Here is a 17,062-nt window from a genome sequence, read left to right on the forward strand (position 1 = left end):
GGCGCGGGACCACCGGATTGTGTGTGATGGCGGGAATTAGAATGACGCAGGAGTAGGGGAGGCGGAAGTTTGCGTTCCGTCGTTCACCACGCTGAAATTCAAAGATTCAAATTCCTTGTAGCGTCTTCTTTCGTCCTCAAGGCGTTGAGCTTCGATTTTTTCCAGAATTGTATTTTCAGTTTGGACTTCCATTTGTTTACGAGCATCTCTCAGGCCTTCCATTGTGGTGGAATGAGACGTTCTTAGTCCTGTCTGCGCAGATGCAACAGTCGCAGCCCCTAGTACAGAAACAAGTACAAATTTTTTCATAAAAGTACCCCTTTGTGAGTCCTCATACCGGGAAACTATCCATAAAGAATGCCTTGACGCGCTGCCGGAGTATATTATTCTCAGTCCCTGCCTCTTTGTCATTCCGGTGGGGATGGGGTAAAGAAAGATCCTTCAGGAGTTTCACATGTTTGAGAATTTATCAGATAAAATCATGACAAGCCTTAAGAAGGTCCGCGGTCAGCACAAGATCAGCGAGGCCAATATTGAGGAAGTGATCAAGGAAATCCGTCTGAGCCTTCTTGAAGCGGACGTGAACTTCAAGGTCGTAAAAATCTTCATCGACAAAGTAAAAGAAAAAGCTCTGGGGCAGGATGTTCTGACGAACGTCAATCCGGGCCAGATGTTTGTTAAAATCGTTCATGATGAATTGGTGAATGTTCTGGGTGGGGGCGCGGTTGAAATCAACGTGCGCGAAAACCCAAGCGTGATCTTTTTGGTGGGTTTGCAGGGGGCGGGTAAAACCACGTCGGCTGCGAAATTGTCTTTGTATATCCGCCAGAAATTGAACAAAAAGCCGGGTCTGGTTCCGGCGGACATCTATCGTCCGGCGGCGATTGATCAGTTGCAGACTTTGGGTAAGCAAAACAACATTCCAACGTTCCCAACCCAAGTGGGCATGAAACCGGAAGAGATTCTGGAAAAAGCCAAGCAGTGGGCCCGCGACAACATGGTCGAAGTGGTCATCGTCGATACCGCAGGTCGATTGCAGATTGATGAAGACCTGATGGGCGAACTGGGACGCCTGAAAGAAATCTGGACGCCCCAGGAAATCTTGCTGGTGGCCGACGCGATGTTAGGGCAGCAGTCCGTAAACGTAGCTGAAGGCTTCCACAAGCGCTTGAATCTAACCGGCCTGGTTCTGACCAAGGTGGACGGGGATGCGCGCGGTGGTGCGGCTCTGTCGATCCGTGAGGTGACGGGGATTCCTATTAAGTTCCTGGGTGTGGGGGAAAAAGTCTCTGCCTTGGAAGTCTTCCATCCGGATCGTCTGGCAGGACGTATTTTAGATATGGGGGATGTGCTTTCTTTGGTCGAGAAAGCGCAGGAAGTGATTGATGAAAAAGCGGCTCGGGATTCGGCGAAAAAGCTGATGAAAAACGAGTTCACGCTGGAAGACTTCCTGACTCAGATTCAGCAGCTCAAAAAGATGGGCGGCTTTGAAAGTATTTTGAAATTTTTACCGGGCATGGGGGAGTTGAGCAAACAGCTTAAGAACATGACCCCTCCGGATGCAGAAATGAAGAAAATTGAAGCGATCATTCGCTCGATGACGTACCAGGAACGGCACAACCATAAGATTTTAAATGCGTCGCGTCGCATGAGGATCGCTCAAGGGAGCGGGACTCAGGTTCAAGACGTGAACAAGCTGATAAAGCAGTTTGAGGACGCTAAAAAGATGATGGGCGGGCTGATGAAAATGGGTATGGGTCGAGGCGGAATGAAGTTTCCATTTTAGGGCTTGATATTTAACCATGAACCAAGTACAAACTTGGACTTACTGTTTTTGATACATGAGGTTTAGAAATGGCAGTTGTAATTCGTTTGGCTCGTATGGGCGCTAAGCATGATCCTAAATACCGCGTAACTGTAGCGGATTCTCGTCGTTATGTGACTGGTAAATTCCTTGATATCCTTGGAACTTACATTCCATCTCCAAAAGGTAACGACAAAAAGGTTGAACTTGATCTGGCTAAAGTTGAAGAGTGGATCAAAAAAGGTGCTCAACCTACAGATCGCGTAAAACACGTGATCAAATTGGCTCAAGCTAAATAAGTTGTTGGCTTCCTATTCGGTTTTGTTAAACTATCGGATAGGTACTATCTGTGGGGGTAAATATGGATAGCTTGAAAGACCTCGTTGAGTTCATGGCAAAATCCCTGGTGGACAAGCCTGAGAATGTCGAAGTTGATGAAATCCCTGGGCAGCAAACCACACTTCTTGCTTTGAAGGTTGATAAAGAAGACCTTGGTAAAGTGATTGGTAAGCAAGGTAAAACTGCTGCGGCAATGAGAACTATCATCCGCGCAGCTGGTACAAAGCTGAACAAACGTTATCATTTGGATATCGTTGAATAAGTTAGCTCGATAAAATTTAGAGATAATTCTCATGGAAGGGGTTGCCAATAAGGTAACCCCTTTCTTATTTGAGGCAAGCGTGGACTTGCTGGAGACGAAAATGAAGTTAGTAGGAAAAATTCGCGAAGCTCACGGACTTAAAGGGGACCTTTACGTTCTTGTTTTTTCTGGTGAGATCGCTTGGGCAAAGCGCATGAAAACTTTCGGTTTGAAAGCCAAGGACTCTGATGAGATCCGTCCTTTCACGGTTGAGCGTACCAAGCCATTCAAAAAAGGTCTGATTGTTAAAGCCAGCGAGGTTACGGATCGCACAATGGCTGAAGGTCTGGAGCACATGGAGTTCTACATCGACGACGAGCTTCTGGTGTCCAAGCCGGGCGAAACGATTTACTTGGAAGAAATCAAAAACTTCAAACTGAAGAATCCAGAGCAGACTGTTTTGGGCGAGATCGTTGGTTTTTCTTCCAACGGTGTGCAGGATCTTTTGGTGGTTGAAACTGTCACGGGTAAACAGGCCGAAATCCCATTTGTGGATCAGTTCATCAAAAAAATTGATTTCAAACACCAGGCTGTGGTGATGGATCTTCCTGAAGGTCTGCTCGATCTGGAAAATGCTTAAGATAGATGTGGTCACTCTTTTCCCTGAGATGATTGAAAACGCTGTTTCTCACGGCGTTTTGGGTCAGGCTTTAAAGGGTGATCTGCTGTCTGTTCAGGCGCACACTCCGCGCGAATTTGCGACCGACAAGCATAAGACCGTCGATGACCGTCCTTTCGGGGGAGGCGACGGCATGATTATGCTTTCAGAGACTCTAGAAAAGACTCTGAAAAAGGTGAAACATAATACCTCCAAAGTTATCTATCTGTCCCCGCAAGGTTCCGTGCTGACTGACGAAAAGGCGCGGAAATTATCCGAAGCTGAACATCTGGTTTTGATCTGCGGCCGTTATGGCGGCATTGATCAGCGAATCATCAACACCTATGTCGATGAAGAAATCTCTATCGGGGACTATGTGCTTTCCGGCGGGGAGCTGGGGGCGTTGGTGGTGATTGATGCGCTTTCCAGATTTATTCCCGGTGTCCTGGGGCATGCGGATTCTGCGGATCAGGATAGTTTTTCTCAAGGACTGCTTGAGCATCCCAACTTCACCAGACCGCGACAGTATCTGGATCAGGAAGTGCCAGAGGTGTTGCTCAGTGGGAATCACAAGCTGATCGCCGAGTGGAAAGAAAAAGTGTCGGCCCTGGTGACGTTGAAAAAGCGTCCGGATTTATTTAAAGAATATCTTAAAGTGAAGCGTGAAGAATATCATGCGCAGAAAAAGAAAAAGACTGCCGAGCCTTTAAAGGAACTTCTGAAGTTCTGGCAGCAAATGTCTTTTCAGGACCGTAAAGTTTTGGGTCTTGAAGGGTTGAATGAGGAAGACTTCAATGGCTGAAGAAACACCCTACGTGCCACGTTTGGCGATTGGTCTGGTTCACTATCCGGTTCGTGATCGTCTGCAAAAAACTGTGGCCACCAATGTGACTAATTTCGATATCCATGACATTGCCCGTGCGGCGACGGTCTATGGGGTGGAAAAATATTACATCATCCATCCCATGAAAGAGCAGCTCATGTTCGTGGACCGTGTTTTGGACCACTGGCGCACCGGACAAGGGGCGAAGTTCAACCCCATGAGAAAGACCGCTCTGGGCAACGTAATGGCCGTTGAGAGCGTCGAACAGGCGATGGCTGACTGGAATGTGCCCGAGGCACTAACAATCGCAACCACAGCCCGTACAGAGTGGGCGAAGCATAAATACAGTTTTGCTGAGCTGCGCAATGAAATGCATGTGGCCCAAAAGCCAGTTTTTATGCTATTTGGTACAGGCTTCGGTTTGACGGAAGATCTCATCAGATCCTGTTCAGGGGTTCTGGAGAGTATTAGGGGTGCTCCCCCCAAAGATTATCGGCATCTTTCAGTAAGATCTGCCGTAAGTATCTGTCTTGACCGTGTCATGGGTCCATGGTAGACCCTTGTTTTACTTTTTGTGAAAATTGACTGCTATAAGGATTAAGCAATGGCTAAAGAAACAAACCTCGTTCGTCGCGTTAGTGCTAAAGCTGCTAACAAAAACATCCAGTCCTTCAACTCTGGTGATACTGTTAACGTATTCGTTAAAGTAAAAGAGGGTGAGAAAGAGCGTGTTCAGCTTTACAAAGGTATCGTAACTAAGATTCAAGGTTCTGGTACTTCAAAATCTTTCACAGTTCGTAAGATGTCTGCTGGTGTAGGCGTTGAAAGAACTTTCCCATTCGCATCTCCAGCTATTGATAAAGTTGAGATCGTGAACATGGGTAAAGTACGTCGTTCAAGACTTTACTACCTTCGTGACCTTAAAGGTAAAGCTGCGAAAATCGAATCTGAATTGGTTACTTCCAAAGCAGAATAGTTTTAACGCTTCTAAAGCTTTAAAAACAAGAACCTGGAGTTTAGCGACTCCGGGTTTTTTGCTTTCTGACGAAGCAGCGCGGAAAAAGCTTGTCTAACGAAGTACTCAGTGACCTTTTTGGGTCTTCCTCTATATGATCGTGGCCTTACATCGAGGCACTGCTTGGCTAAAAAAGAAAAAATTGAATTCCCCAAAATCGACTGGCGCACATTTTCCCCTAATCCTGTGATTGGTGTGGACGAGGTGGGACGCGGTTGTTTGGCGGGGCCGGTTTATGCTGCCGCAGTGATTTTTAAATCAGACGCCTTAAGTGATCAGGTTACTGATTCCAAACTTATATCCGAAAAGCGTCGCGATGAAATGGCCGAGTTGATTTTGCAGGAACACCATGTGGGCATCGGCTTCGCAACGGTGGAGGAAATCGACGAGTTGAATATTCTGAATGCCTCATTGCTGGCGATGAAAAGAGCCGTTGAACAACTGGGTGTAAAAAAAGGCCATGTGCTGGTTGATGGAAACAAGAAAATTCCGGATCTGCGTGGCTTTGATCAGACCACTGTTGTTAAAGGTGATTTACGTGTGGCGCCGATTTCTGCGGCGTCCATTGTGGCGAAAGTGACTCGTGATCGTTTGATGAAAGATCTGGGGGCACAGTATCCGCACTATGGCTTCGAAGTTCACAAGGGCTACTCCACGCCCGTCCACAAACAAAGCATCGTCACGCACGGACCGTGCATCGTGCACCGCCGCTCTTTCGCGGGCGTCAAGGAATACGTCCGCTAAATCGGAAACCGCCCTGTACTGGGCGCACGAGCGGGGTCTGCATTCTGAAAATCATGTTCTGAATCACTATCTGAAAAAGCAATATCGGCTGGTTGGGCAAAGGGTCAAAACGCCTTTTGCCGAGGTGGATCTTTTGCTGCGCGCTCCGCAAGGGCATCTTTTGATGGTCGAAGTGAAGACTGCAAACCTTATGGAGTTTCAGCCATTCCGGGTTTCGCAAAAACAAAAGGCGCGACTTCTGCGGGCGATGCAGTTTCTGGCATCCCGTTGGGATATGTTGGTGGAAGTCCACTGGGCCTTTGTCACAAAAGAAGGGGAGATCACGGTGTTTGAGGACATCAGTGGTTGACTGAAGCTGCCGTATTCGGGGGACAATGATTTATGAAGAAAATCCTGACCCTTCTTTTTCTGCTAACTATTCAAGCTCAAAGTGCCCATGCACAGTCTTTGCGAAATTTTCTGGCGACCTGTGGATGGGGTGTTGTGGGTGGAGCAGCTCTTGGTGTTGTCAGTCTGGCCTTTGAAGACAAGCCCAGCGAAAGTTGGAACAATGTGGCCCGCGGGGCTTCCTTGGGACTTTACGCGGGAATGGGCTACGGTCTTTATGCGATGAACAGGCCGCCTGCGACTTATCAGCAGCCGGACTTCGCGATCATTCCGACCTTTGAAAAAGGTCAGGTCGAAGGTGTTCGAATCACCAAAACTCTTTTTGATTTTTAGAATCCGTAAGAATCCAAAGCTTCTGGCGGTAACGCCGGTTTTGGATTTCCATCGAACGTGAACTCAAAGTTCAGCTTAAAGTTCGTGTCACCACCTGTGACCTGATCGTGGATAAAAGTGATCATCATGCAGTCGCCGGGTGGTTTGAACTGCGCAATATAGGCCCAGGATTTGACTTTGTCCTGTGTGGTGGATTCCGCCCAGTTGGCGTCATACACAAACTTCCCCATCAGATTGATGAACCGCGAAGTGAAGCCGGCAGAGAATGTATAATCTTCCTGACGATCGCTGGTGTTCACAGCCTGTCCTGGCGTGATCTTATACTGACGGGTCAACTGCACTTGGAAGAACTGGCCCATGTCATTTAATAAGCGCACACGCGACGACGCGTTGGTCACGTTCTGATAAGGGAAATAATTGAAGATGGAATATGTTTGGAAGCGATCCAAGCGCACATCCAAAGTGGCGGTCACGTCAGACCAAGGCTCCTTGACGCCGACTTTGTTTTCCTGAGTGCCATCATAAGACTGCGCCAGCTTCAGGTAGCCGACCTGACGGTATTCCGGGCGGTCTCCGATCCAGCGTTTTTCTGTGATCTTATTAATCAATGCCAAGGTCACAAGGTTGCGATCATAAACCCGGTCGTAATAGTCAAACTGCACACCATAGTCGCTGGCAATATCCAGATCCGTGATACTGTCACGGGCCGTGTAAGGCGCATCGGAAATAGAGCCTCTGCCAAAGAAAGGACTGTCGTCCTGAGAAACCCACGGCAGGCGGGAATACACCACTTCGGGAATGATCTCGTGCTTATAGCGTGTGGCTTTGGAATTCACGGTGTCACCATAAATACGGCTTAAATTTGTGCGTGCGCCCAGCTCGGTGCGCAGATAGCGGCGCGCCAGGTACTGATCTTCATCGACGTTAAATCCGTAGTGGGTTTCACGGTAGCTGACCATCGGAATAACATCCAGACCGTCACCGAACTTGATTGGGTAATACAATGCTGGCATCACGTCCAAGCGCTGACCTGTGCGGATCTGATCCACGGCAGGGTCGAATGACCCATCGTAAATTCTTTTACAACCTGGGTTGTCCTGCCATTTGGGATCGTTGCAGGTGTTTTTCGGGAAACGCAGCTTGTTGCCGCCGATCATTTGCTCGGTCATGTCGTCATAGGCCTGGCCAGAGCGGGTGAAGTTCACATAAGAGACATTCACAGAGTAAATGAAGTTAGTGTCGCCGATGTTTTCCTGTGTTTGGGAAAAACGCAGTTCAGGAATGCGGTGGACAGCATCTTCATTGCCGGACAGGGGATTTCCCTGAAGCATGTTGACATAGTAGGATGTATCCACGCTGTAGTGCTGATCCAGAGTGTTCTTGGTGAACGACATGCGATTTTCCATGGCCGAGTCGCCGTGGTTCATCGTTTCGTTTGGGAAGTCTTTCGGATATTGCAGGTCACTGGCCAGATTCAGCTGACCACGATGAATGATTCCGTCAGGCATTTCATAGTAGTGTTCGTAGCGCAGAAACCAGCGTTCTAACGGATCGTTTTTGTCTTCAGGCAGGCGGTACAAATTCAGGCGGTCGTCTTCCGCGAAAGCCTTGTCGAAGATCGTTCCGAAGTTCAATGTTCCGCTGGAATTTTCACTTAGCAGATAGCGATACTCCACCAGGCCCTTAAGGCCCCTTTTGGTGTAATCCTTCAGTTCAATCGTTGCATCCGTGCTGCGGGAAATCGCCCAGAAATACGGCTGGGAAATTGCGATCCCCCCTTTGTCGGAAAGCTCAAAGCCCGGAGTCAGAAGACCGGATTGGCGATCGCTTTTTAAAGGAACGATCAGATAGGGAAGCCAGAAGAAGGGAACATGCCCTAAGCGCAGAACTGCATTCTTGATGTAAGCATAGCCGCCCAGTTCTGCGCGGATGGTGGAGCCTGAAAAACTCCAGGTCGCAGGGCAGTTGGTGCAGGCGGTGTAATCTGCGGAGCTGACGATAAATTCAGATTCTCCGGTTTTTTGCAGCAGTTCGCCCGAAAAGCTGATCGGGCCGGACTGGACATAGCCGTTATAGATCAGGCCGGTGTTGTTTTCATAATCCAAAAAGATCTGGTCACCGGCGATGGTGTTTTTGGCGTCCATGATTTCCACGTTGCCGTAAAGCTCCACTTGACGAGATCGCAGGGATACGATGGCCTTATCGGCTTTGATGTGCTGGCCCTGATAGACCAGTTGGATGTTGCCTTCCAGCTCCACCAGTTCTTTTTCGTTATCGCGGAACATGTGGTCGGCATTGATCATAATGCCATGGATCTTCGCTGTAGGCTCAGCAGCCCACAGAGGAGACTCTGTCAGGACTGACAGAACTAAGAATGAAACAAAGACGATCCAGCGTTGAAGCACCAAAGTATTCTAGGGATGGATTAGGGCCTTTGTCGAGGTGAAACTGGCCTCTTTTTGGACTCAAAATGTCATGAATTTCGGCCGTTAAGATAAGGCACATAACTTAATCCAAGAGGTTTACACATGGAAGTCAAACTCCTGCTCGACGGTGATATCACTGTTGTGTCTTTGAGTGGTCGTATTGAGATTGAAAAAACACAATCCTTTAAGAAAGCCTGCCTGCAAAACTTTTCTGATAGAAAAGTCGTGTTTTGCATGAAAAACCTGCACTTTGTGGGTTCTTCCGGGATTCAGTCATTCTTTAGTGTCTTGAATGATTTGAATGTGGATAAGCAAATGAGCGTGAAAATCGCGGGTTTGACCCCGGATTTCCAACGCCTTTTCTCTTTTTCTGAATGTTCTAATTTAGAAGTTCATGAAAGTATCGAAGGGGCCCTGCAAAGCTTTTAAGCGGTGGGCCCGTCCTGTTTGCGCAATTCATTTAGTTTCTGACTTAGCTCAAGGTTCAGGCGCTCCAAGGCGGCCGCAGCAACCTTGAGCTTTTCGTTTTCCTCGTTCTTGGCAGTCCACATGTAGCGCAGGCTTTCCAATTGTTCCTGAGCTTGATAGTTGTCTTTTTCAAGCTTCTGAATCTTTTCCTGATCCTCGACCACGCGGATTTGCAAGTCGGCATGTTCGACGCCCAGTTTTTGATTCTGGCGGGACAGTTCGCTGATGCGCTCTTGCTGGCGTTCAATTTCTTTTTCCAGACGATCTTTGATTTCCTCTTTGCTGCGGCGAAGTGTCACAACTTCGTTTTCCAAAGTATCCTGACGCTCCAAAGCGGAGTGAAGTTTTATGGATTTAACTTCAAGTTCCTCTTGAGTATGGTGCAGCATTGCCAGCTCTTTATTCATGCGTTCAATTTGTTCTTCGTAGAACTGAACCATTTCCTGAGCTTTTTTCTCGGAGGCTTCGACTTGGTAACGGGAATTTTTGGTCACTTCGATGATCTGGTGGCGAAGGTCGCGCAACAAAGCCTCTTTGTGGGCGTAGTCGCCTTCAAGGCCCTGCAGGCGCAGATCCTGAGTGCGGGAGTATTCCTTCAACTGAGAAATATAAGGCTTCACCTGGGTTTTGATGCGCTCATGGTATTTCGCATGACGGGCCAGTTCGGTTGTCATATTGCGGACCTTGTCGGTCAGGGCGCGAACCTTTTCGCCTTGGATTTCCTTTTCGCGTTCCAGCTGGTCAACCTTTTGGCGCCAGATATTGTCTTTTTCCTTCCATACCAGAATTTGATCTGTAACAGAGGATTGCGACAAGCGGGCTTTGTTGGCCTCTTCGCTGAAGCGCTGATTTTCTGTTTCCAGTAAAGAAAGACGGCGCAACGTCACTTTTAGACGAGCCATCAGGTCTTCGTTCTGAGAGATCAGATTTTCAACAGTGGAAGACTTCAGAATCTCTTTGGGAAGATGGCTGAAGTCATTCTGACGAGGCATTTCGTCAGGCAAAGGAATTTGACCCACGGATTTTTGATCCCGGGTTGAGTCAAAGTCTAAATGTCCCAATTTCGCGGTCTGGAAAGAATCGGTTTCCATAGCCCTCCTCCATGAAGTCTAGGTCGCCCTTGGTCCATTTTCTCAGAATGATTCGACTTTAGTCAAATCAACCCACCAAGACTGGACCAAGGTAATAACAAAAGAGCTTAATATCGAGCCTAAACTGCCGAAAAGAAAGGATATGTCAGTACCAGCGCTCAAAGATTCCACAGCTGCAGTCGATCAAGTAAAGAAGAAGGAGGAAGGTGCCTTCTTTGAGATGAGCGTTGATAAAGCGGATCTTGGTCGTCCGGATTCTTTGCGCTATAACATCCTGACCTGGGTTTTGGATGAACGCTATGACAAGGCCATTGATGAGCTGAAGGACTTTTTGGAAAAGCCTTCTGAGTATCCGAACTTCAAGTCCAAGATCACTCGTTTTATTAATCATTCCATTGATTTGATTTATGCTATTAAAGCCAAAAGAAGCTTTCCTGGAATCAATTCTTTGACTCGTGCAAAACAGCAGGAACTACGGGAAAAGTTTAAAGAACACTTCCGTGAATTGCAGTATGTCCTTAAGGTTGTTGAGAAAATTCAAAGCGATCTGCGCGTGCAGGATGTTCGTTCCACGATCTATGTGGTGAAGGCTGCGTGGTTTGCCAGTCTTGCTGTGATCATCCTTGCATTCTGGATGGACATCGTAAATGGTCTGGCGAAGACCAGTGTCCTGGTCTTCGATGACGGATTTGGAAAGTTAGCAAATTTTCTGGCCGAAATGATCGGCTTCTAGATTATTTTTTAAGGGACTTATAGGCAGCTTCCAGCACTGGGATGGATTGGGCGCCGTTAAGCACTTTGCCATTGATGAAGATGGCCGGGGTTCCTTGAATCTGTGCCACTTCTCCTTCTTTGGCGTTTTTTCTGACGATCTCTGGAACTTCCGTGCCTTTCACGCAGGCTTTTAAATCATCCAATTTGATCCCAGTTACGGTCGCGATGGATTCCAGGTTTTTATCCAGATTCATTGTGCGGATGATTTCATCCTGATTTTCAAAGATATGATCGTGCGCTTCCCAGCCTTTTTGCGCCAGTTTTTCAGAGCACAGGGCCGCCACGGCAAGACCGCAGGAAATGCCATCGCCGCCACCTTTGATGGCTTCGTTGCACGTGCCATCCAGTGGGAAGGGCTTGTAAATCAGGCGCACGTCCGGATGGTTCTTCACAAAGTTGTGCAGAACCGGAGCGGCATGTTTACAGTGAGAACAGCGGAAGTCTGCAAACTCCACAATTGTCATAACTGGCTCGCCCGTGCCTTTTTGCATGCTGAGGCCGGTTGTCAGGTCGAAGTTCTGTTGCGGAGCCACCTGCCAGTAAGCCACGCGTTCTTTGGCGATTTTTTCGATATCAGAAAGCCCATGGCTTTCAAGGTACATAATATTTGCCAGAAAAGCGAAAGCCGGAATCGCCAAAAGGAAGCCCAGAACCCATTTTTCTGAAGAGAAAATATCCTTGATATCGTTGCTGATATTTTTAGCAGAAACATCGCTGGCGCCCAGCCATGTGAAGATAAAGCCGATAATGGAAAGAACATAGGCTGTGATACAGAACAAGCAAAGGTTGCTCATCGCTGTGACGGAAATAGTGCCCATCACCACGGAAGCCACCACAGTCACGCCAGAAAGCAAAAGGGCGTAACGGGAGGTGCGTTCCTGATCTTCGACCATGTTAAAGCGAGTCACCGCCAGGAAGTAGAAGAGCACCAGATTTGTCATCACGCCCCAAAGAGCGATCGGAACCCCAAGGAGCGATGAAAACTTGCTGGCACTGACTGCATCACAATTCATAACTTCATTGATATTACAGAAGGACTGACCATCAGAAAGGCCGAACTTCACGTCATAGTAATGAAGGCTTAGATAGATGTGTACACCGACACCGATTAGGGTGACGATCATTGCAAGAAGCAGGGATGTGTTTTTGCTGGCTGTGTTTTTCATGCCTTCATTGAATCTTAGATTCGTGTTTGAAATCAATGGAAATTATGCAAAAATCGTTGCAGTGCTATCAAGGAAGACAGCTTGAACGACCTACAAAAATGGATTCGCATAAGAAAAGACCTTTACCTGCAAATGGAAAAGCAGGTTCGCCATCGCCTGGGGCAGGATACTCCAGAGTTGATGCGTTATCATAAGGTTTACGAAAAAGAATTTTCCAAAAAATGGACAGTTTCCAGCAAAGAAGCCTTGTGGCAACAAATGGCTGCATCCCAGGTTGTGATGATCGGGGATTTTCACGCCCTTCATCAATCCCAGAAGGCGCAGGCACGAATCCTGCGCAATATGCCGACAGACCGCAAAGTGATTCTGGCGGTGGAGTTTTTTGAGGCGGCCGATCAGGATAAGATCGACCGCTATTTGTCCGGGAAGATGTCAGAAAAAGACTTCCTTAAGGCCACGCAATGGCAGACGAAGTGGGGGTTCCCATGGGATCACTATCGTCCCTTGTTGCGGTGGGCGCAGAAGCACAAGGTGCCTGTTCAGGGAATCAATCGCAGTTATAAAAAACGCAATGCAGCCACCTTAAAATCCCGTGATGTTTTCGCCGGGAAAAAGATTGCGGATCTGGTGAAAACTTATCCGGACGCGCTGGTGGTTGTGATTTATGGCGATCTGCATCTGGCTGGGGAGCATATCCCGGCGGAAGTGACGCGGATACTGGGGCCGGCCTTTGCAAAAAAAATCCTGCGAATTTTTCAGAATGCGGAAAAAATCTATTTTCAGTTATTGAATAAGGAACTGGAATCCTCTGCGGATCTGGTGCGTCTTTCCCGAAATGTCTTCTGTCTGATGAGTGTTCCCCCGTGGGTGAAGTGGCAGAATTATCTGATGTATCTGGAACAGACTTATGATCTGGGGCTGGATGATGATGACGACGATGACGAAGATCTTCTGGATTACACGGATCATGTAGGTCGTTATGTAAAGATCATTGCGGATGAGTTGGGTGTGACAGTTTCAACGGCGGGGCTGTCTGTGTACACCGCTCAGGACAGTTCGTTCTGGAGTCAGGTGCGAGATCATTACGATCCCAAAAAACTGCGCTGGATTGAAATGTTGATTGCGGATGAAAGTTCTTTCTATTTGCCGGAAATCGGGGCGGCCTATTTGGCCCGGGGAACGGTGAATCACGCGGCTTCTTTGGCCATGTACTTTGTGCATGCACAGATTAGCGGGGAAAAGCAGATTTATATGGATGTTCCGGCGGATTTCCTGCGTTTGATCTGGCAAGAGGCGGTGGCTTACTTTGGTTCCAAGATGATCAATCATAAGCGCAAAACAGACACGGTGGCGGATATTAAAGCCAGCCTGGCTGTGCGCGGCCCCTCAGATATTGGAAAAGAGGCCTTGCAACTGGCTTTAGCGCAGAAAATGCACGAATTGATGGTGATCACCGGGGTTCTGGGGCATCGCTTGCAAGCCAGGCCTAAGAAAAAATGGAGCTATGTGATGGCGGCCACCTTATTGGGTGGAATGATGGGGGAAAGGCTGTTCGGCGGTTATCGGAAAAAGCTGGTGCGTCCTGCAACGCTGGCCAGTTTCCTGAAAAAACCTGTGGGAAGTCCTCATTTCGATGTGGTTTACTACGAGGTGTTGGAAGTGATTGAATCTTTGCCAGCGCCGTTTTTGAGTAAAAGGGAAAAGTTATGAAAAAAGCCTCTTGGTATTACAACAAGGATTTAAAACCCCAGGGACCTCTGTCACAGGAGGAAATGCGTCTGCGCATTTATAAAGGCGAAGTGGGGCCGCATGATCTGATTTCCTGCGAGGCGACCGGGGAGTGGAAGCCCGCTTACGAATGGGGAGTTTTTGAAATGACGCTGTTCCCAGCGGCACAAAAGTTTATTCCCGGCGTGGAAGTGGCCCCGGATGAAAAAGAATGGGTTTTGTTGGTGTCTTCTGAAGATGGAAAAACTTTGGTGCAGGAAGGTCCATACTCTGTGCGGGAAATTCAAACATCTGTGACAGAGCAACGAATTTCCCTGCAAAACTATGTTTGGAAATCGGGCTTGAGTGGCTGGTGTAAAATTCAGGATCGTCCTGAGTTTATTTAGTTAAGGGCGTCTTTGAGATCCTTGCCAGGTTTGAACTTGGGAATATAGGCGCTGGGGATTTTGACTGTTTCACCGGTTTTGGGGTTGCGCCCCTGACGGGCTTTGCGGGAGGTGCGGGTGAAGGTGCCAAATCCGACAAGCTTGACCTCTTCACCGTCTTTCAGGGCCTCTTGAATGGCTTCCAGTGTGGCATCGAGAATTAGTTCGGATTGAGTTTTGGTTGTCTTTGTTTTTTCTGCGACCAGTTCCACCAATTGAGCTTTATTCATTGCGTTTCAATCCTTGTCTCGAAGAAAATAAAACCTAAGATTCACCGAAAAAATGGTCAAGAAAAATGAAGTCGGCGGGTCCAGAATGTGACGCAGAAAATGTGTTCTGTTAGGTGTCATCCTTTTTGTTTTTTGAAATTTCATTGAATACTATGGACCTTTGTGTGGGGGATTTTATGATGCTTCTTTTGACCTTGCTGTTTCCGGTGTTTGGTTTTGCCCAGCAAACAATCAACGCCAATCTTTATGATTTGAAATCCAATCAGCAGAAAAAACTCTTTACATTGGATATTGATGTGTCTGCGACTCAGGACGGGGCTTTCCGTACACAGGCGCAGTATCGTGATTTGGATGGCAAGATGGCCGTCACAGAGACAGGGCGCATTAAGGGTGCTGATGTTCAAAGCTACGAAATTCGTCAGGAGCAGACAGGCGAAGTGGGGCGTTTCCGTGTTGAAAACGGAAAGATCTTTTTTGAGTACGAGGGAAAGGGTCGGAAAAAGTCCTCGGAAGAAAAAGTTAGCGGATTTGTTTTAAGCACATCCAATTTCAATGCCTTCGTGGCAACAAACTGGGATCAACTGGTTCAGGGGAAAGCTCTGGATGTGCGCTTTGCTGTGTGGGACCGTCTGGAAACTGTGGGGTTTACCTTACAGAAGCGCGGTGAAATGGAAAAAGAAGGGGAAAAATGGATGGAATTGCGCATGAAGCCCACGAGCTTCGTGATTGCAGCTTTGGTGGACCCTATTCATTTATGGTATTCCCACTCCGACAAACAGCTGCGCCTGATGAAGGGGCGCGTGGCGCCGAAACAAATGCGGGACGGGAAGTGGAAAGATCTGGATGCGGAAGTGATCTATACAAAGGACCAGAAGTCCGTCTCGAAATAAGACAGTCTCAATTCTTATCGGTTTTTGCCGATAAGTGAGACATGAAAAATCAGAACTCTTTATTCATTGTTTTTTGTTTGTGCCTGACGGTGGGATTGGTGGGCGGTTATGCCGTTCTTATCGGGCACTTCAATGGTCATGAAGAGTATGAAATGCGTCTGGCAAACCTGCAAAAACAGGTGGAAAAAGAACGATTTAACAATTCCCTTCTGACCTATCAGTTAAAGGATTTCCAGCAGACGGTGGCGCAGGTGCTGCCGGAGGATAAAAAACTTCAGGCAAAGTATGAACTTAAGAATCTGGCAGCGGTTGTGCGTGCGCCAGCCAGTGCGGATGCACTGGATCTATCCGGGGCTTTGTATGAAAAGGGCAAGCGTTACTTTAACGGTCAGGAATATGATCGCGCCATTCGTGAATTTAACAAATTGATCGAAACTTACCCGTTGTCTCAGCACAATGTGGAAGCCCGCTTCTTTATTGCGGAAAGCTATTTTCTTAAAAAAGACTATCGCAGCAGTCTGGGGCAGATTGATGAAATGGTCACTCAGTATCCGCAGCATGATCTGACCGGATTCATTCTGCTGCGCATGGGGCAGATCAGTGAAATGAACAGCCAGACGGAAGAGGCTGCTGAAATCTACAAAACCGTTTCTAAAAACTTCAAGAATGAAAACCTTAAAAAGCAGGCTCGCAAGCTTGCTCAGAGCGTTGAATAAGCATGAAGAAAATTGTTCGGGTTCTTATCTTTCTAATGGCGTTTCAGATGGAAGTTCGTGTGCGTGCCGCCGGGGACGTTATTGAACAGCCGGCGGAATGTCTTAAAGCGATCTCGAACTGTGCCTTGCAAGTTACCGGAAGTTCCTTTCATTTTGAAAAAGCTGAACAAAAGCTTCATGCCACGGCAGGGTCGGCTGTGGTGATGCAAAGTCCCCAGCATTGGCGTCTGGTCAAAGGGTCTTTGTGGGTGGAAGACGGCCGTGGATTGGAAGTGGAAACCCTGTTTGCCTCTTTTAAAGCCAGCTTCGGGGAATACTGGGTTTTGCAAAAGGATTCCCGGGTTCTGGTTCGCAACATGTCCGCATCCTTGAAGGTCACTTTGCGGGATGGAAAAGTTCTGGATATTCCCGAAGGTTTTGAGTTGTGGATTTCCGCGCTGAATTCCAAAGGGCAGTCTGACTACGGAATGATCGAACCCATTAATATGAAAGAGCATCTTGTTCTGTGGAACTCTTTATATCGTGGCGGCAAGGATGATTTCGTCAGGGAAGTTCGTCATTATCGGGAAAACTGGGGGGATCTGGTACAAAAAAGCAGTCGTCTGTATCAGCACCTGACCGAGCGTGAAATTGCTTCTGTGAATGAAAAAGAGCAGGCCGCAGAGGCCCGTCGGCAGCGCAAAGCCGCCGAAGACCGCCAGATCAAAGAGCTTTATCGTCAGCGCGTGTTTGAGCGCTAGATCTAGGTCCTGATTTTAATTTACGATCCATGTCAGTTGCAGTTTCTGCCTGGTCCTCATGTTA

22 protein-coding genes are annotated in these 17,062 nt (G+C 47.8%); 17 read left to right on the top strand and 5 right to left on the bottom strand.

Annotated elements, in window-relative coordinates; translation table 11 throughout:
- Nucleotides 1–36: 36 nt before the first annotated feature.
- Complete coding sequence (locus EZJ49_RS10130; protein WP_262551974.1) at nucleotides 37–309, bottom strand: hypothetical protein; 273 nt, start codon at nucleotides 307–309, stop codon at nucleotides 37–39.
- Between the two features lie 145 nt (nucleotides 310–454).
- Here EZJ49_RS10130 and ffh point away from each other — a divergent pair, with 145 nt between their 5' ends.
- From ffh to EZJ49_RS10180, 10 genes are all read left to right on the top strand, one after another.
- The gene (ffh, locus tag EZJ49_RS10135; protein ID WP_262551975.1) at nucleotides 455–1,786 is read left to right on the top strand and encodes a signal recognition particle protein; all 1,332 of its coding nucleotides are present in this window, start codon (nucleotides 455–457) and stop codon (nucleotides 1,784–1,786) included.
- A gap of 68 nt (nucleotides 1,787–1,854) precedes the next feature.
- Nucleotides 1,855–2,103 carry a 30S ribosomal protein S16 gene (rpsP, locus tag EZJ49_RS10140; RefSeq protein WP_262551976.1) on the top strand — a complete coding sequence of 83 codons (249 nt, stop codon included), beginning with the start codon at nucleotides 1,855–1,857 and terminating at the stop codon, nucleotides 2,101–2,103.
- A 62-nt stretch (nucleotides 2,104–2,165) separates the two neighbouring features.
- The gene (locus tag EZJ49_RS10145) at nucleotides 2,166–2,405 is read left to right on the top strand and encodes a KH domain-containing protein (protein WP_038446499.1); all 240 of its coding nucleotides are present in this window, start codon (nucleotides 2,166–2,168) and stop codon (nucleotides 2,403–2,405) included.
- 100 nt (nucleotides 2,406–2,505) lie between these two features.
- Nucleotides 2,506–3,024: a ribosome maturation factor RimM gene (gene rimM, locus EZJ49_RS10150; RefSeq protein ID WP_262551977.1), complete on the top strand. Its 519-nt coding sequence runs from the start codon at nucleotides 2,506–2,508 to the stop codon at nucleotides 3,022–3,024.
- Entirely contained in the window at nucleotides 3,017–3,844 is an 828-nt protein-coding gene (gene trmD / locus EZJ49_RS10155) for a tRNA (guanosine(37)-N1)-methyltransferase TrmD (protein WP_262551978.1), read from the top strand. The genes rimM and trmD overlap by 8 nt, the downstream gene beginning before the upstream one ends.
- Nucleotides 3,837–4,421 (top strand): RNA methyltransferase, encoded by a 585-nt coding sequence (locus EZJ49_RS10160; RefSeq protein WP_262551979.1) that lies wholly within the window; start codon nucleotides 3,837–3,839, stop codon nucleotides 4,419–4,421. The genes trmD and EZJ49_RS10160 overlap by 8 nt, the downstream gene beginning before the upstream one ends.
- A gap of 48 nt (nucleotides 4,422–4,469) precedes the next feature.
- A complete protein-coding gene (gene rplS, locus EZJ49_RS10165; protein ID WP_262551980.1) occupies nucleotides 4,470–4,841 on the top strand; it encodes a 50S ribosomal protein L19 in 372 nt (123 codons plus the stop codon).
- Nucleotides 4,842–5,003: 162 nt separating this feature from the next.
- On the top strand, nucleotides 5,004–5,624 hold the full coding sequence (locus tag EZJ49_RS10170; protein WP_262551981.1) for a ribonuclease HII: 621 nt from the start codon (nucleotides 5,004–5,006) through the stop codon (nucleotides 5,622–5,624).
- Nucleotides 5,506–5,973 carry a YraN family protein gene (locus EZJ49_RS10175; protein ID WP_262551982.1) on the top strand — a complete coding sequence of 156 codons (468 nt, stop codon included), beginning with the start codon at nucleotides 5,506–5,508 and terminating at the stop codon, nucleotides 5,971–5,973. The genes EZJ49_RS10170 and EZJ49_RS10175 overlap by 119 nt, the downstream gene beginning before the upstream one ends.
- Nucleotides 5,974–6,005: 32 nt before the next feature.
- Nucleotides 6,006–6,344 carry a hypothetical protein gene (locus tag EZJ49_RS10180; protein WP_262551983.1) on the top strand — a complete coding sequence of 113 codons (339 nt, stop codon included), beginning with the start codon at nucleotides 6,006–6,008 and terminating at the stop codon, nucleotides 6,342–6,344.
- On the opposite strand, the gene EZJ49_RS10185 is transcribed toward EZJ49_RS10180, so the two are convergent.
- Entirely contained in the window at nucleotides 6,341–8,749 is a 2,409-nt protein-coding gene (locus EZJ49_RS10185; RefSeq protein WP_262551984.1) for an LPS-assembly protein LptD, read from the bottom strand. The genes EZJ49_RS10180 and EZJ49_RS10185 overlap by 4 nt on opposite strands.
- Nucleotides 8,750–8,872: 123 nt before the next feature.
- Between EZJ49_RS10185 and EZJ49_RS10190 the strand changes: the two genes are divergently transcribed.
- The gene (locus EZJ49_RS10190) at nucleotides 8,873–9,199 is read left to right on the top strand and encodes an STAS domain-containing protein (protein WP_262551986.1); all 327 of its coding nucleotides are present in this window, start codon (nucleotides 8,873–8,875) and stop codon (nucleotides 9,197–9,199) included.
- Here EZJ49_RS10190 and EZJ49_RS10195 read toward each other — a convergent pair.
- Complete coding sequence (locus tag EZJ49_RS10195; RefSeq protein WP_262551988.1) at nucleotides 9,196–10,329, bottom strand: hypothetical protein; 1,134 nt, start codon at nucleotides 10,327–10,329, stop codon at nucleotides 9,196–9,198. The genes EZJ49_RS10190 and EZJ49_RS10195 overlap by 4 nt on opposite strands.
- Nucleotides 10,330–10,471: 142 nt before the next feature.
- On the opposite strand from EZJ49_RS10195, the gene EZJ49_RS10200 reads away from it, so the two are divergent.
- Nucleotides 10,472–11,062, top strand: coding sequence for a hypothetical protein (locus EZJ49_RS10200; RefSeq protein WP_262551989.1), 591 nt, complete (start codon nucleotides 10,472–10,474; stop codon nucleotides 11,060–11,062).
- Between the two features lies 1 nt (nucleotide 11,063).
- Here the strand turns inward: EZJ49_RS10200 and EZJ49_RS10205 are convergent, their stop codons facing one another.
- Nucleotides 11,064–12,269 carry a DsbA family protein gene (locus tag EZJ49_RS10205; protein ID WP_262551990.1) on the bottom strand — a complete coding sequence of 402 codons (1,206 nt, stop codon included), beginning with the start codon at nucleotides 12,267–12,269 and terminating at the stop codon, nucleotides 11,064–11,066.
- Nucleotides 12,270–12,350: 81 nt separating this feature from the next.
- Here EZJ49_RS10205 and EZJ49_RS10210 point away from each other — a divergent pair, with 81 nt between their 5' ends.
- On the top strand, nucleotides 12,351–13,979 hold the full coding sequence (locus tag EZJ49_RS10210) for a ChaN family lipoprotein (protein WP_262551991.1): 1,629 nt from the start codon (nucleotides 12,351–12,353) through the stop codon (nucleotides 13,977–13,979).
- Nucleotides 13,976–14,383 (top strand): DUF4339 domain-containing protein, encoded by a 408-nt coding sequence (locus tag EZJ49_RS10215; protein WP_262551993.1) that lies wholly within the window; start codon nucleotides 13,976–13,978, stop codon nucleotides 14,381–14,383. The genes EZJ49_RS10210 and EZJ49_RS10215 overlap by 4 nt, the downstream gene beginning before the upstream one ends.
- Here the strand turns inward: EZJ49_RS10215 and EZJ49_RS10220 are convergent.
- On the bottom strand, nucleotides 14,380–14,652 hold the full coding sequence (locus EZJ49_RS10220; RefSeq protein WP_262551994.1) for an HU family DNA-binding protein: 273 nt from the start codon (nucleotides 14,650–14,652) through the stop codon (nucleotides 14,380–14,382). The two genes, EZJ49_RS10215 and EZJ49_RS10220, sit on opposite strands and share 4 nt — an antisense overlap.
- A gap of 176 nt (nucleotides 14,653–14,828) precedes the next feature.
- On the opposite strand from EZJ49_RS10220, the gene EZJ49_RS10225 reads away from it, so the two are divergent.
- From EZJ49_RS10225 to EZJ49_RS10235, 3 genes are read left to right on the top strand one after another with little or no spacing between them, the layout of a single operon-like run.
- A complete protein-coding gene (locus EZJ49_RS10225; protein ID WP_262551996.1) occupies nucleotides 14,829–15,542 on the top strand; it encodes a hypothetical protein in 714 nt (237 codons plus the stop codon).
- A 41-nt stretch (nucleotides 15,543–15,583) separates the two neighbouring features.
- On the top strand, nucleotides 15,584–16,258 hold the full coding sequence (locus EZJ49_RS10230; RefSeq protein ID WP_262551997.1) for a tetratricopeptide repeat protein: 675 nt from the start codon (nucleotides 15,584–15,586) through the stop codon (nucleotides 16,256–16,258).
- Between the two features lie 2 nt (nucleotides 16,259–16,260).
- Nucleotides 16,261–16,998, top strand: coding sequence for a hypothetical protein (locus EZJ49_RS10235; RefSeq protein WP_262551998.1), 738 nt, complete (start codon nucleotides 16,261–16,263; stop codon nucleotides 16,996–16,998).
- Nucleotides 16,999–17,062: the final 64 nt, after the last annotated feature.

Origin of the sequence: Bdellovibrio bacteriovorus (assembly GCF_025558485.1) — a bacterium.
In the GTDB taxonomy this organism is placed as follows: Bacteria; Bdellovibrionota; Bdellovibrionia; order Bdellovibrionales; family Bdellovibrionaceae; genus Bdellovibrio; species Bdellovibrio bacteriovorus_G.